The sequence below is a fragment of the Microbulbifer elongatus genome (genome assembly GCF_021165935.1).
GTDB classification, from domain to species: Bacteria; Pseudomonadota; Gammaproteobacteria; order Pseudomonadales; family Cellvibrionaceae; genus Microbulbifer; species Microbulbifer elongatus.
In genome coordinates this window covers 1292358-1306672 of sequence record NZ_CP088953.1, presented here as the reverse complement: position 1 = coordinate 1306672, position 14315 = coordinate 1292358, and the positions used below count along the sequence as shown (strand labels likewise).

The following is a 14315-nucleotide window of genomic DNA, read 5'->3' as shown; positions in this document are numbered from 1 at the left end:
ACCAGCGGCTTTCCCTGCCTGGTTAAACCATCCTGTGTACCGGTTTAAAAGGCGTAACGCGCACCCAGCTGCCAGCGCGCGCCACCCTGGTAGTAGCCCATCAGCTGGCGAGCGTCACGGCCGTGCACACGCTGATACTCGTCGGTGACATTGATGCCCTCGACAAACACCTGCATCCCCTCCAGCTGCGGTATCTCATAGCTCACATTCAGGTCGATCTGACTGTATGCCTCCACATACTGGGGATTGGCACCAGTATTCTGACCGCGAGAGCTGAGAAACTCATCACGCCAGTTGTAAGCGATCCGCGCCTGGAAGCCGTTCTTATCGTAGAAGCCTACCAGGTTCGCGGAGTCACTCAGGCCAACCATGGCTTCCTGGTCCACCAGGATAAACGGATCGTAACCGAGCTCGGAATCCACGATGGTGTAGTTCGCCTGCAGACCAAACCCGGTTTCACCGAACATGTGCTGCACCGCCAGTTCGACACCGTCGATGGTGTTGTCCACATCGCTGTTGACCGGCGTATCCACCAGGAAGACCATATCGTTGTCGGTGGCCGGGTTACCGGTAATAAATATCTTATCCACAGTCACGCCGTCTTCGAGGTAGGTCACGTTGACGAAATCACTGTCGGCGTAATTGGCGGCAATATACTGGCGGATGGATTCCGCATCATTGGCACCGTTGGCACGCGCCTCATCCACCAGAGCACCGTCTGCCGGGTTGGCAATATTGAACAGCGACTTCTCGGTTTTGGCGTTGCTGATAAAGTTGGACACGTCCTTACGGAACAGGCCGATGGAGGCATAGCTGGTCTCGCCGTAGTACCACTCCACAGACAAGTCGTAGTTGATGGACTCGTAGGGCAGCAGACCCGGATTACCGGTAGAACCACCACCGATTCCACCGTTGGCGATGGTGCCGATGGTGGTGCCCCCCTTGATGGAGTTGTAATCCGGGCGGGTGATCGCCTTGCTGACCGCCGCGCGGGTTACCAGGTCGTCCGTCACGTCCAGTCTGAAGGCGATGCTGGGCAACCAGTAATCGTAGCTCCCCTCCTCGCTCAGATAGACCTGCTCACCGGTGCCGATAATCGCCACTTCGTTGTTGGAGTTCCACTCTGCGCGATCGTATTCCGGCACCACGGATACCGAATCCACATCGGTCTGCTCGTAACGCAGACCCGTGTTGATCTCGTAGGGCATTCCGCGCATTTCGGAGGCGAAGTTGTACTGCGCATACGCCGAGGTAGAGGTCTCTGTGGTGGCGCGGTCGGTATCCGACGCATAGTCGGTCGATGCGCAGAAGGCGGTACCGCAGTCCCCTACCCGGTTGGCGGTGCCAGCATCGGTCGCATTGTTTGCGTAGAGATCTTCGGCAATGGCACGGACCGCATCAAAATCCCAGTCGTAGTAGATATCCAGCGGCTCCAGTCCACCGACCTCGGAGAAGTCCCCCCAGGATTCGTCGAACTGATCGGAAATACTTTTCGCGGTGAACAATTCGTCGGGCAGATCCGATGCGGGGCCGGCTCCCCCCCAGTTATTGCGCTGCACGAAAACAGACTGGGAGCGGTTGCTCACTTCCTGGCGGGCGATGCCGAAATCGATATCGCTGGACGCGTTGATCTCGTAATTACCACCAAAGCGGAACTGATCCACTTCCGAGAAATCTTTGGAGTTGGTGAACACAGAGCCAGTAACAATGATATCCGAGGCATTCAGGCCATTGGCCGAGTCCACATAGATCGCGGGGATCTCGCCGGTAAAGTCCACGCTGCTGGCGTCGCGCACCATCGCGGCGACGGTCAGTACATTGCTGGTACCCCAGGGGCTGTCCGGGGTGCGCTCGGCTTCCGAGTGCTGACCGTCGAAGAACAGATTCAGCTTATCGCTGACCTGCCATTCCAGGTTGATCCCCAGCATGTCGCCTTCGTGGACTTCGGCCGTGCTGCCGCCACCCATGGCCACGTCGCTGGGTGCGCCGTAGTATTCGGAGTAGATAATCGGCGTGGAGATGGGGCCGTCGCTCCAGACACCGCGCTGGTCACCCTGCCACGCATGATAAACGGAAATATCATTGAACTGCTTGGCGATCTTGTTCTGGTAGTAGTTGTAATCCAGAGTTGCGGTCACATCGTCAGTGGGCGCCCACTGCAGTACCAGCTGGCCATTGGTGCGCTTGCGCTGCTGCTCTTCAAACTTGAAGGCTGCGTTCTGGGCTACGGAGTAGATGTCACCCTCCCCCGGGCGGTTCACCTGGTTCTCCAGCGGTACCGCACCCCAGGCGTCGTTCACGCCGTCCCAGTTGTTGTCCATCTGACCTTCGACACTGATCCAACCACCGGGCACCAGGGCCTGCTGGCTGCCGCTTTCGCGCTCCTGCACCGAACCGGAAATGGCCACCCCCAATTTGCCATCGGCAAAGGTATCGGAATAGAAACCACTGTATTCCGGGGTCATGCTGGCATCATCGGAGGACTCGTCCAGCACGCCTTTGACACCGAAGCGGATGGTGCGCTCCGGGGTATCGAATGGACGCGCGGTACGCAGGTTGATGGTGGCACCCATGCCCCCAGAAGGAAGGGTGGCGTCACTGGTCTTGGAGACCTCGACACCGGTCACCATATCGGAGGCGATGTTCTGGAAATCAAAGGAGCGGCCACCGGTAGTGCGCGCCACCTGACGACCATTCAGGGTTACCAGGTTGAAATCCGGGCCCAGACCGCGCACGGTGACCTTGCTGCCTTCACCGTTGACACGGTCGATCGACACCCCGGAGATCCGCTGCATGGATTCCGCCAGATTGGTGTCGGGAAATTTGCCGATATCCTCCGCGGAAATGGCATCGACAATGCCTTTGGCATCGCGCTTCACATCCATGGATTTTTCGAGACTGCCGCGAATGCCCAGTACCACCACTTCTTCCAGGGCGGACTCTGCTTCCGTCTGAGCCAGGGCGCCACCGCTTACGCCCGCAAGGGTAGCGATGGCTACCGCAATGGAATTCTTCTTGAATCCGGTCATTTTGTTCATGGAGTTGTCTCCCCCATCGTCACGTCATTTTATTTATTGGTGTGCGCCAGGGCAGGTACCTCTCGAGACCGCAACAGGGTAACCCGATCTGGCGCGAGCCTATACTCCCGCCCCGCGCCAGAATGCGTCGTCCCACCTTGGGAAATTGACCAAAATTGGACTTTCCCACCTTGATTCCCGCAAAGCGGGAACGGGAAAAACCTTATAAATCATAAACTTACAGGATCGAGGGCGACACGCACCGAACTGGCCCACGGCCCCGTCCAATTCGGGGCGAGACGGGTCGTGCGGGAGAAATTTGCCCGGTTCCGCGCTCGGCGGGCACCGGGTACGCGTACACGGGAGCGGCTTCTGCGCCGTCAGCCCTTGACCGCGCCGGCGGAGAGCCCCGCCACCAGAAAGCGCTGCAGCGACAGGAACAGCAACATGACCGGCAGGGAGACCAGAATGGAACCCGCGGCAAAATACCCCCACTCGGAGGCATAGTCGCTCACAAAGAAGCGCAGCCCCACGGGCACCGTGTAGCGGGATTCGTCGTCCATAAAAATCGACGCGAGGATAAACTCGTTCCAGGCGGTCATAAAGGCGAACAGCCCGGTTACCGCGATCGCCGGTCGCGCCAGCGGCAGAATGATGCGGGTAAAGATGGTCCAGTGGCTGGCGCCGTCGAGCAGCGCCGACTCCTCAATCTCATAGGGCAGGGTGTCGAAATAGCCCTTCAGCATCCACACACAGAAGGGCAACGCGGTGATCGAGTACACCAGAATCAGCCCCAGCCAGGAGTTCCCCAGCCCCAGCCATTGCACCACGATGACATACAGTGGAATCAGCATCAGCACCGCCGGGAACATCTGCGAGACCAGAAACAGCATCATGCCCCGCTGGCGCCCGGCAAAGCGGAAACGGGAGAAGGCGTAGGCGGCACTGCAGCTCAGTGTGAGACCCACCACGGTCGTGGCGATGGCTACCACCAGGCTGTTGCCGAGCCACTGCAGAAACGGCTGCTCGGTCAGCACCGCGCGGAAGTTGTCCAGGGTCCATTGCTCCGGCAGCGGGATCAGTGCCAGCAACTGCTCGCCGGCTCCGGCATCTTCCGCCAGCCGTACCAGCGTCAGGGACTGCTGGCCCGAGAAAGCCAGGCTGAACACCCACAGCAGCGGGTAAATCACAATCAGCGAGGCGACCACCAGCAGGGCGAAGCGCCAGCTGAGTAGGTCCCGGGCGATTCTCCCCGCCCCGCGCCGGGCCCGCTGCCAGCCCCGCTCCCCCACAGGCAGAGGTTTGTGCGCTGCCGTCATCGCGCGGCCTCCAGTGTGCGACTGACCCGGGTCTGCCACAGGGCATAACCGAACAGCAGTGCCAGAATCACCATGGAATAGGCGGCAGCATAGGCATACTGGTACTTCTCAAAGCCGATGCGGAACGCCTTGGTGATCAGGATATCGTTGGCTCCCGCCGGTGCCCCGTCACTGACCAGATAGATGACGTTGAACATATTGAAGGTCCACACCACCGACAGGATCACCGCCGGGATCAGGACCGGCTTGAGCAGCGGCAGGGTTATGGCACGGAACTGAAACCAGCGTCCGGCCCCCTCCACCCGGGCCACCTCGTACAATTCCCGAGGAATCGACTGCAGCCCACCGAGAATGACCACCATCATAAACGGAATACTCAACCACACGTTGGTCACCAGCCCGGTAAGGAAACTGGCACCAATGGAGTCGAACCAGGCCACCGGGGCCAGCCCGAGCACCTGCAACCCCTGATTGATCACGCCGAATTGCGGGTGGAACATGCCCTTCCATACCAGCGCGGTAATGTAGTTGGGAATCGCCCAGGGCAGGATCAGAATCAGACGGAACGCGCTGCGACCAACGATGGGCCTGTCCAGCGCCAGGGCCAGTACCATTGCCAGCCCCAGTGCCAGAATCACGTTGCTGGCGGTCCAGATAATGGTTACCAGCAGGGTCCAGTAAAAGTTGTCGAAGTCCAGGCTGCGCTCGCTGCCCTGCCCCCGCCACAGATGGAAATCCCCAAGGATCGCCGCGTAGTTATCCAGCCCGATAAACCGCGACCACAGGGGCGCGTGCTCGTTAAACACGGTGGTATCGGTAACCGACAGCAACAGGCCGTAAAACAGGGGGAAAAACACCAGTATCAACATACCGAGCATGGCCGGGAGGATATACAGGTACGCAGTGCGGTTGGCCTGCCAGCCCGCCATCAGGCGCCGCCGGTAACGGGCCCAGGTCCAGGCCGCGAGCAGCACCAGTACCAGGGGAAGGCTCCATAACCACAGCGGCATCTGCGCCGGGGTTTCACCCCGGGTGCGGGAGCGCTCCAGGCGGGCGAGATCCGCGCTCAACCTCCGCTGCAGTTGGCGCATCTCCGCTTCCGGCTGCGCCACCCCTTTCACCACTTTTTTCAGGGCATTCTCCAGAGGGAGCCACAACAGCGTCATGGCCGGCAGGTTGGGAATCGGCACCGCATGTTCCAGCTGCGCCCTAAACGCCATGGCCACATGGTTGGTGGCGACACTGGGGTGTTCGAAGGCACTGATATTTGCCGGCAGCTGACCACCCTGGGTGGCCATGATTTCCGCGGAGGCGCGACTGGTGAGGAAGTCCATCAGTGCCACCGCCTGCTGAGGGTGTTGCGTCCATGGCGACAGAAACAGCCCCTCCACCGCCACCCAGGGTGACAGGGGTTTGCCACTCTCACTGTTCACCGGCAGTGGCGCCACCCGGTAATTCACCTGCGGCGAAATTTCGCCGAGCATCCAGGGGCCACTGATCACCATGGCCGCACGCCCCTGATTGAACAGATCCGTTACCAGGGTGCTATTGGGGTCTTCAGGCAGAATGCGATCCTGACGCGCCCAGCGTGCGAGCATCCGTAAAGAGGCGATATTGGCCGCGCTGTCCAGATCCAGGTTGCCGCCGCGGTCGAACGGACCACTCCCGAAACTGTTCATCAGCGCGCCGTGAAAAAACGGCTCCGTGTAGCTGTAAGCGAGGCCAAAACGGCCAGCGGCGCGGTCGGTGTGGCGCAGGGCCTGCGCCACCAGCTCGTCCGTAGACGCCGGTGGCGACTGCAGCAGGTCGGTATTCATGATCAGCGCCGGGCTCTTGAAAGCAAAAGGCAGGCCGTAAAGTTCGCCGGCAAAGGTCATCGCATCCAGCAGATTCGCGGGGAAGCGCCGCAGTAACCGCTCACTGACGTAGCGATCGATAGGGGCGATGGTGTGCCCGGCACTGGCCCAGCCGCCGAGGCGATCGTGGGCGAAAACGAACAGGTCCGGCCCCTGTCCCCGCGGCAGAGCCGCGGATAGTTTGTCGGCAAAACCACCGAAAGGCACTGCCAGGGCCCGCACCTGCACCGTGCTCTGGCTGCGGTTGAAGTCCTCGATGCGCTGCTCAAACGCACTGCGTTCAGCGCCGCGATAGCTGTGCCAGAGGGTGAGATCATCCGCTGCACTGGCGGAGGCCGAGAGGAGAACCAGGAGGCAAAGTGCTGCTTGTAGGAACCAGCCCGCCAGCGAAATTGTCGCAAGCGGGCTGCTACCGGGTATGGTGGCGATCGTCACGCGCGCACTCCGGCGCGGGCCGCATCACTGCGGATTCGCTGCTGGGTTTGCGCGTCAAACAGATACACCGCCGCGGGATCGAAGGCGAGCTCCAGTAAGTCGCCGGGAGTAAACGCCCGCAAACCCGGTAGCCGCGCTATGACCTGAGTCCTGCCTCTGCGCAGATGCACCAGCATTTCGGCGCCCAGGCTCTCAACCAGCTCAATCTCACCGCGCAACCGTGGCCAGTGAGCGGGGGCACTGGCGGCGTAGACCAGTTTTTCCGGGCGCAACCCCAGCAACAGTGTATTGCCCAGGTCCCGCAACTGCGGTCGCGGCAGGGACAACAGATCACCGTGCAACTGGGTACCGTCATTGCGCACCGGGATCAGATTCATTGGCGGTGAGCCCATAAAGCCCGCCACAAAGGTGTTGTCCGGGTCGTTGTAGAGCTCCAGAGGGGTACCGACCTGCATCAGTTCCCCCTTGTCGAGAATCGCAATGCGGGTACCCAGGGTCATCGCCTCCACCTGGTCGTGGGTCACATAGACCGAAGTGGTGCCCAGCTGGCGATGCAACCGGTGAATCACTCCGCGCATCTGTACCCGCCGCTCGGCATCGAGATTGGACAGGGGCTCGTCGAACAGGAAAACCTGGGGATCGCGCACCATGGCCCGGCCCAGCGCCACGCGCTGATTCTGCCCCCCGGAGAGCTGGCCGGGCTTGCGGTGCAGCAGGTCGGACAGGCCCAGGGTCTCGGCGGCTTCGCGCACCCGGCGATCAATACCCAGTTTGGGGAAATTGCGCACCCGCAGGCCAAACGCCATGTTTTCAAATACCGTCATATGCGGGTAGAGCGCGTAATTCTGGAACACCATGGCAATGTCCCGGTCCTTCGGTGGCAGGTCGTTGACCCGGTGCCCACCGATATACAGGTCGCCCCCGCTGATGGATTCGAGTCCCGCGATCATCCGCAGGGTCGTCGATTTGCCGCATCCGGATGGGCCCACCAGCACCATCAACTCGCCATCGCGGATCTCCAGATCCAGGCCGGGCACGGTCGCGGGGCCATCGTCGTAGCGCTTGCTGACGCCTTTGAACTCAATCTTGGCCAAGGGAATGTATCTCTCTGATCGTCGGACTTCCGCTTTTATTATTGTCGTTCTGTGACTGGCAGCATTCTCTACCAGCGACCGGATTGTGCCCCAGAAACACCGCCGGTGCCTCCCCCCATCGCCTCGGGATTGGTCTAACCAGTAAAGCGCAGGCCGCCATCCATACCGCCAGTCATTTGCCCCCGGGGCGCGGGTCATCCCGCAAATAGACGCCAATCGAGGCGTTTTGGCGTGCGATCCACCAGCTAAGTGACACCTTTGTACTAGATTTCACGGGCGCAGATGTACCGCGTAGTAGTCGATAAGTATGTATAAGGACTCAGAGTTATGCGCCAGGCCCCCCTTGTGGCTTTTGTTGCAACATTTGGCATCACCCTCGTCACGTTGTCCGCCTGCTCGGTAAAACCCACCGCGATGGACGACGCCACCATCGATCAACGCGCCAGTGGCGACTGGCAGACCGCATTCGGCAATCAGCAACCGGTGACCGGTCCGATCGACCTGAACGAAGCCATTGCCCGCGCCATTGCCTACAACATGGACAACCGTCTCAAACTGATGGAAGCGGTGGTTGCCAATCGCAACCTCAGCCTGTCGCGCTGGGAAATGTTGCCGGAAATTGCCGCCAGTGCCGGTTACAACCACCGCAACAAGCAGCACTTCGCCAGCAGCGAAGACGTGAACGGCAACCAGTCACTGGTGCAGTCCACTTCTCTGGATAAAACCTATAGTACCGCCGGAATGGAGCTGTCTTGGAACGTGCTCGACTTCGGCATCAACTACCTGTCCGCCAAACAGGCCGCCGATGGCGTGATGATCGCGATTGAGCGCCAGCGCAAGCTGATGCACAACGTCATCATGGATGTGGAATACGCTTTCTGGATGGCCGCAGCGGCCCAGCGCGCCGAAGCACAGCTGCCGCCGCTGATCGAGCAGACCCGGCGGGCCCTGGAGAAATCCCGCGAGAGCGCCGAGCGCGGCCTGCGCCAGACCGAGGCCAGCCTGGCCTACCGGCGCGATCTGCTGGATCTGATGCAACAGCTGCTCGCCCTGCAAGGGGATATGCACAGCGCGAAAATGGAGCTCGCCTCGCTGATGGGTCTGCCTCCCGGCACCGCGTTTCAGGTCAGCGCCGCTCCCAGCGATGTATTGCGCAGTCCGTTTGCCGAAATGAGCGTACTGGAACTGGAACAGTACAGCCTGCGCAACCGCCCGGAACTGCTGGAGGAGGATTATCGCGAGCGTATCGCCGCCACGGAAATCCGCAAAGCCTGCCTACAACTGCTGCCCGGCCTCGAACTGCGCACCGGCTACTTCTACGACGACAACAGCTTTCTGCTTTACAACGACTGGGCGGAAAGCAGCCTGCGCCTGACCTGGGATCTACTCGGCACCGTGGTCGCCGGCCGCGATCTGGTGGATTACGCCCGCGACAACGAGCGTCTCGGCGATGTGCGCCGTGCCGCGCTGACTGTGGCCGTGCTTACCCAGGTTGACCTCGCCTACAGCCATGTAAAACGCGCGCAGCTGAATCACAGCTACGCGGTGGAACTGGCGGATATTGATCGCCAGATGGCGAGCCAGTCCCAGGCCCGCTGGCAATCCAGCCAGGGCACCGAACTCGAGAGTATTCACGCCGCTACCCAGGCCCTGCTTTCCGCGGTGCAGAAAGATGTGAGCTACGCCGACTGGCGCAGTGCCAATGGCCGCCTCAGCAATGCGGTGGGCTACCAGCCCGAGTTCTATATCGATTACCGCCAGCCCCTGGAGGTGATCGAGCAACAGGTCGCGGATATGCGTACTCAGAGCGCCAGTATGGAACTGCTGCCCATCGGAGGCTACAACCCGGAGGGTGTGGAAAAACGCGAGGCGGAAATCCGTGCAGACGGACAGGCCGCAGCGCACTGGTAGTGCATGGGAAGCGCAGCAGCGCGCCGGAGTTCGTCTTGGCCTGCGCAAACCGCAATTTACCGATTGAAACTTCACATACTGAAAGTCACATCATCTCGAGTAGTGACGGCGACAGATGTACAGGTGGTACCCGTAATGGCGATCCGAAGTGTATTTTTCCAGGCTCTGCTGACAGCCTGCCTGGCAGTGGTCTGTACCGGGGCTGCCAGCGAAGCGCGCAACAACCACAACGCCGCCCCCGCCAAGCTCAACGCGCTCAGTCGGGTACAGCTCTCCAGCGAGCTGGCTGCGCGCTTGATCGAAGTGCGGGTACGCGCCGGCGATCGCTTTCAGAAAAACGATCTGCTGGCGCGCTTTGACTGTACCGAACTGAAAGCGGAGCTGGAGGGTGCCGAGTCCCAGCGCACACTGGCACGTCGCCAGCTGGATGCGAATATTTCCCTGCGCCAGCTGGGTGGCAATATCAGCGAACTGGAAATGGTGCAGAGCGAGGCCCAGCTGGCCGAGGCCACCGCCAATGCCAAAGTACTCACTCACCGGAACAGCCTGTGCGAGGTGCGCGCACCTTTTGATGGCTACGTGGTTGAGCGCAGCGTGGAGCCCCACCAGCGCACCGAAGTCGGTGCACCACTGTTCGAGTTGGTGGATAACCGTGGGCTGGAGGTGGAAGCCATTATTCCCTCCGCCTGGCTCGCCGACCTCTCCCTCGGTGACCGCTTTCAGGTCACCATCACGGAAACCGGGCACACCTATCCGGCGACCTTGCAACGTATCGTACCGGTAGTGGACCCGGTCACCCGTACGGTGCGGGTCATCGGTGTTATTGATTCCGGCGACGACGCCATAAATACATCCCGGCTGTTGATTTCCGGTATGAGCGGTGAGGCCAGGTTCCAGCGGGCGAAAAGCACGAGCGACCTTCTCGCCGACGGCTCCGGTCAGCAGGGAGCCAACTGAAATGGATGCCAGACTGCTGGAGAAACTCAACGGGTTTCTGTCTCTGCAAAAGAAACTCCGCGACGCCACCGACCCACAGCAGATCGGCCGCATCCTGTGTACCGACAGCCAGTCACTGCTGGCGTTTGATGCCTGTCTGTTTTTTTCCGGCTCCCAGTTACAACTGGCCGCGGCATCCAATGTCAGCACGGTGGACCCAACCAGCAGCGAGGCGCAGCGCTGGCGCGGTAAAATTCGCAGACATTTCGCCGAGGCGCGAAAGCAGCCACCCCTGCAGGTGCCGCTCGACACCGCGAACGACGCATCGTCAGAATCCGCGTCCGGCGACGTCGATCGCACACTGGTCCTGTTACCTCTCACAAAAAATAATGGCGATGTACTCGGTTGTCTGGCCCTGTTGCGCGCCCGCCTGCTTACGCCGCAAGAGCAGGAGATATTTCGCGAAATCGGCGCGACCCTGTGCCACGCGCTGCTGGCCCAGCGGGGACAAAAACAGGGGCACTGGAAAAGGTGGTTCGGGCGCCGCCCCCTGATTGTCGCTGCCGCAATTGCAGCTTTCTGTGTGATTCCGGTGCGCCAGAGTGTACTGGCCCCGGCAACGCTGGCGGCCATAGAGCCCCGCATTGTATCCGCGCGCACCGACGGTGTGATACGCACAATCCATATCCCCGCCAACGCAGCAGTGCGCAGCGGCGACCCGCTGTTTACCCTGGAAGACGCCGAGGTTCTGGCGGAAGTGGATCGAGTACAGCAGGAACTTGCCCTGTACAGCGAGCGCCTGCGCATGACGCGACAGTACAACTTCCAGCAAGCTTCCGCTGGCCACAAACTGGCGGAAGCGGAAACCGATCTCTCCATCCGCACCCTCGAACTGGCATTCCAACAGGCGCAACTGGACAAAACCCGGGTGCGGGCACCCGCTACCGGCGTGGCCATTTATACGGATCGCGCGGAGTGGATCGGCCGCCGGGTGCGCGCCGGTGAAAAGGTAATGGAAATCGTGCAACCCGACGCACGTCAGATCCAGATTGACCTGCCTACCCGCGATGCCATCCAGCTGCCACAGAATGCCCGCGTGATGTTTTACGCGGAATCCGATCCCCTCGCGCCGATCGAAGGCAGGCTCCATTACCACAGTCTGCTGACCAGCGAGGGCGAGCAGCTGCCCGCCAGTTATCGCCTGCTGGCACACATCCAGCAGGATCGCCCCCAGATCCAGCTCAACACCCGCGGTCACGCCCGAGTGTACGGCGCGCGGGTGCCGCTGATCTATTACCTGTTGCGCCGTCCACTGGCTTCCGCCCGCCGCTGGGTCGGGATCTGACGCTCTCCCATGAGGTAACCGCGCCGGTGCAGACACAGCTATTCGACACCCACGATTCAATGGCCGACAACGGGACTTCCCCGCGCGATGCAGCGGGTGGCGGCTGGGCACCCCTGCGCAACGATCTGCAGATTCATCGCAGCGGTGCGCCGAACGACGCAAACCGGCAGGATAGCGCCGCTCACCAGGCGCGAACCTGGCTGCTGTTTGACCCCCTGCGCGGACAGTATCTGGAGCTGGGTGAGCTGGAAGTGCTGGTGCTGCAATACTGGCATCTCGGCAGCGTAGAAAAAATTGCCCGGACAATCGCCGTACAGCAGGGCTGCGAAATCCCGCCGCAGCAAATCGAATCCGTGGTGCGGTTTATCAAAGACAATGAACTGCTGCAGACCACCAGCGTGGCCCTGTCGGCAAAGCTCGCGTCGGTGAGCAAAACCGAGCAGCGGTTGGCAGCACTGCAAAAAAGCCTGTTCTGGCGACGCCCGCTTTTTACACCCGACCTGAGCAGCCGGCTACTGCAGCCCCTTGCGCGCGCGACGGCGCAGCGCTGGTTTTACGCTGTACTGATTTGCAGTGCATTTTTTTGTGCCATTTCCGTTGGCCAGCACTGGGCTGAATTTATTGCCTACTTTGATGCCAGCTGGAATCCCGTGGGCGCGGTCATCTTTTTTCTGTGTTACCTGCTGCTCAGCCTGGTGCACGAACTGGGTCACGCCAGTGTGGCGCGGGTGTACGGTATACGGACCAACAGCATCGGCGTCGGTCTGATTGCATTGATGCCCATCATGTTCAGCGAAATCACCGATGCCTGGCGCCTGCCACGGGGCGCGCGCCTGCATATCTCCGCCGCCGGGGTCGTGTTTGAAGGCACTCTCGGTGTTGCCGCCGCTGTCGCCTGGTGTCTGCTGGATGACGGGCCCCTGCGCGCACTGATGTTTTACCTGTTCACCACGTCGCTGTTGACCACACTGATGATCAACGCCAATCCGCTGATGAAGTTCGATGGTTACTACCTGCTGAGCGATTTCACCGGCGAGAAAAATCTTCAGCAAACCGCCAACGCCAGCCTGCGTCACTGGCTCTGGTCGCGACTGGTGCGCGACTACCCGGCGCCGGCGGGTCGTCGACAGCGGCTACTGGTGATTTTCGGGTTCGCCAGTCTGTGCTACCGGCTGATGGTGTTCGCCGTCATCAGCTATGCCGCATACCAGCTACTGTTTAAGGCCGCCGGTATCGTGGTATTTCTGCTGTGTATCGGCCTGCTGCTGTGTGTCCCCACGTACCGGGAATGTTCCCGTTTTTTCGCTTTCGTAAACGAGCTGCGTACCAGGGGTACGGATCATCCAGCGGCCCCACCATCGGGAGAGATTGCGATGCAGACTGCACCGGGGGAGACCGCTCAGGCGCGCCCCCTGACCCACTGGCGGAAAGTGTTCCGCCCCGGCGCGATGATCGCCGCAACCACGCTCCTCGCTCTGTTGCTGATCCCCCTGCCGTGGCCGGTACAGATTCCTGCCGCCACCTATTTTGCCGCGGAGCAGAAAGCCATGGCCCCCGCCGGCGCTACCCTGCGCAGTTTTGCCACGCGCGGAGACAACGTCATTGCCGGGCAGATCATCGCGGAATTTCACAACGACGAACTGGCCTACCGAATTGCCCGCACCCGCGCCGAGCTGAATCTGCTGCAGCGGCGCCAGCACAGCGATGGGTTTGCGGAAACCCTGGACGCCCTGGACGGTGTTTATCTGCAGGATCTGCTCAGCAAGCGGCAGCTGTTGCACGCCCTGGAAACAGAGCAGCAACAATTGCAGGTGACCGCCAAAGTCTCCGGCACCGTGGACTGGGTGATGCCCGGGCTGAATGCGGATCAGTTTCTGGATATCAACCAGCCCTTTCTCAGCATCGCCGACCGCCGCAGCCTTGCGGGCCGCGCCTACGCGCAAACCCGACAGCTCATGCGCCTGAGTACCGAGCAACCCACCGCTCGCCGGGGACGACTGTTTCTCGCCGGTCAATGGCGACCGGTGCCGGTTTCCCTCAGCGCGGTAGAACCGATCGCCTCGCGACGTATTCAGGATCCGGCACTCGCCTCCGCCAATGGCGGCCCGCTGCAAACACTGGCGGACAGCCGCGCCACACTGCGGAGGCTCTACACCTGATTCAGTTCGAATTTTCCCCGTCACCGGATAACCCTGCCGGCGCGCAGGCAGCGCTCCCGGTCAGCGCCCAGCGCACCGGTCACCTGGTGTTGTTCGGTGAGCCGGTAAGTCTCCTGCAATTGCTGATCCAGCGCGTGGCAGGTGTACTGATCCGCGAAAGTGGCGTGTAACCGCGAATAAATAGCCGTAACTACGAATCCCGAATTTGATGCAATCCGGAAGATTGCCGACAGCTACCGCAAG

General features: G+C 61.0%; 8 protein-coding genes. 4 read left to right on the top strand and 4 right to left on the bottom strand.

Translation table 11 applies throughout. From position 1 onward, the window contains the following. Nucleotides 1-44: 44 nt before the first annotated feature. From LRR79_RS05345 to LRR79_RS05330, 4 genes are all read right to left on the bottom strand, one after another. Complete coding sequence (locus LRR79_RS05345) at nucleotides 45-3038, bottom strand: TonB-dependent receptor (protein ID WP_231759370.1); 2994 nt, start codon at nucleotides 3036-3038, stop codon at nucleotides 45-47. A 359-nt stretch (nucleotides 3039-3397) separates the two neighbouring features. Next, entirely contained in the window at nucleotides 3398-4336 is a 939-nt protein-coding gene (locus LRR79_RS05340) for a sugar ABC transporter permease (RefSeq protein WP_231759369.1), read from the bottom strand. Further along, nucleotides 4333-6627: an extracellular solute-binding protein gene (locus tag LRR79_RS05335; RefSeq protein ID WP_231759368.1), complete on the bottom strand. Its 2295-nt coding sequence runs from the start codon at nucleotides 6625-6627 to the stop codon at nucleotides 4333-4335. The genes LRR79_RS05340 and LRR79_RS05335 overlap by 4 nt, the downstream gene beginning before the upstream one ends. Beyond that, entirely contained in the window at nucleotides 6624-7721 is a 1098-nt protein-coding gene (locus LRR79_RS05330; RefSeq protein WP_231759367.1) for an ABC transporter ATP-binding protein, read from the bottom strand. Before LRR79_RS05330 ends, LRR79_RS05335 begins: the two co-directional genes overlap by 4 nt. Nucleotides 7722-8048: 327 nt before the next feature. On the opposite strand from LRR79_RS05330, the gene LRR79_RS05325 reads away from it, so the two are divergent. From LRR79_RS05325 to LRR79_RS05310, 4 genes are all read left to right on the top strand, one after another. After that, nucleotides 8049-9632, top strand: a complete 1584-nt coding sequence (locus tag LRR79_RS05325) for a TolC family protein (RefSeq protein WP_231759366.1) — start codon at nucleotides 8049-8051, stop codon at nucleotides 9630-9632. Between the two features lie 135 nt (nucleotides 9633-9767). After that, nucleotides 9768-10589 (top strand): efflux RND transporter periplasmic adaptor subunit, encoded by an 822-nt coding sequence (locus LRR79_RS05320; protein ID WP_231759365.1) that lies wholly within the window; start codon nucleotides 9768-9770, stop codon nucleotides 10587-10589. Nucleotide 10590: 1 nt separating this feature from the next. Next, a complete protein-coding gene (locus LRR79_RS05315; protein WP_231759364.1) occupies nucleotides 10591-11913 on the top strand; it encodes an efflux RND transporter periplasmic adaptor subunit in 1323 nt (440 codons plus the stop codon). A gap of 26 nt (nucleotides 11914-11939) precedes the next feature. Beyond that, nucleotides 11940-14072 carry a M50 family metallopeptidase gene (locus LRR79_RS05310; protein ID WP_231759363.1) on the top strand — a complete coding sequence of 711 codons (2133 nt, stop codon included), beginning with the start codon at nucleotides 11940-11942 and terminating at the stop codon, nucleotides 14070-14072. The last annotated feature ends 243 nt before the right edge of the window (nucleotides 14073-14315 follow it).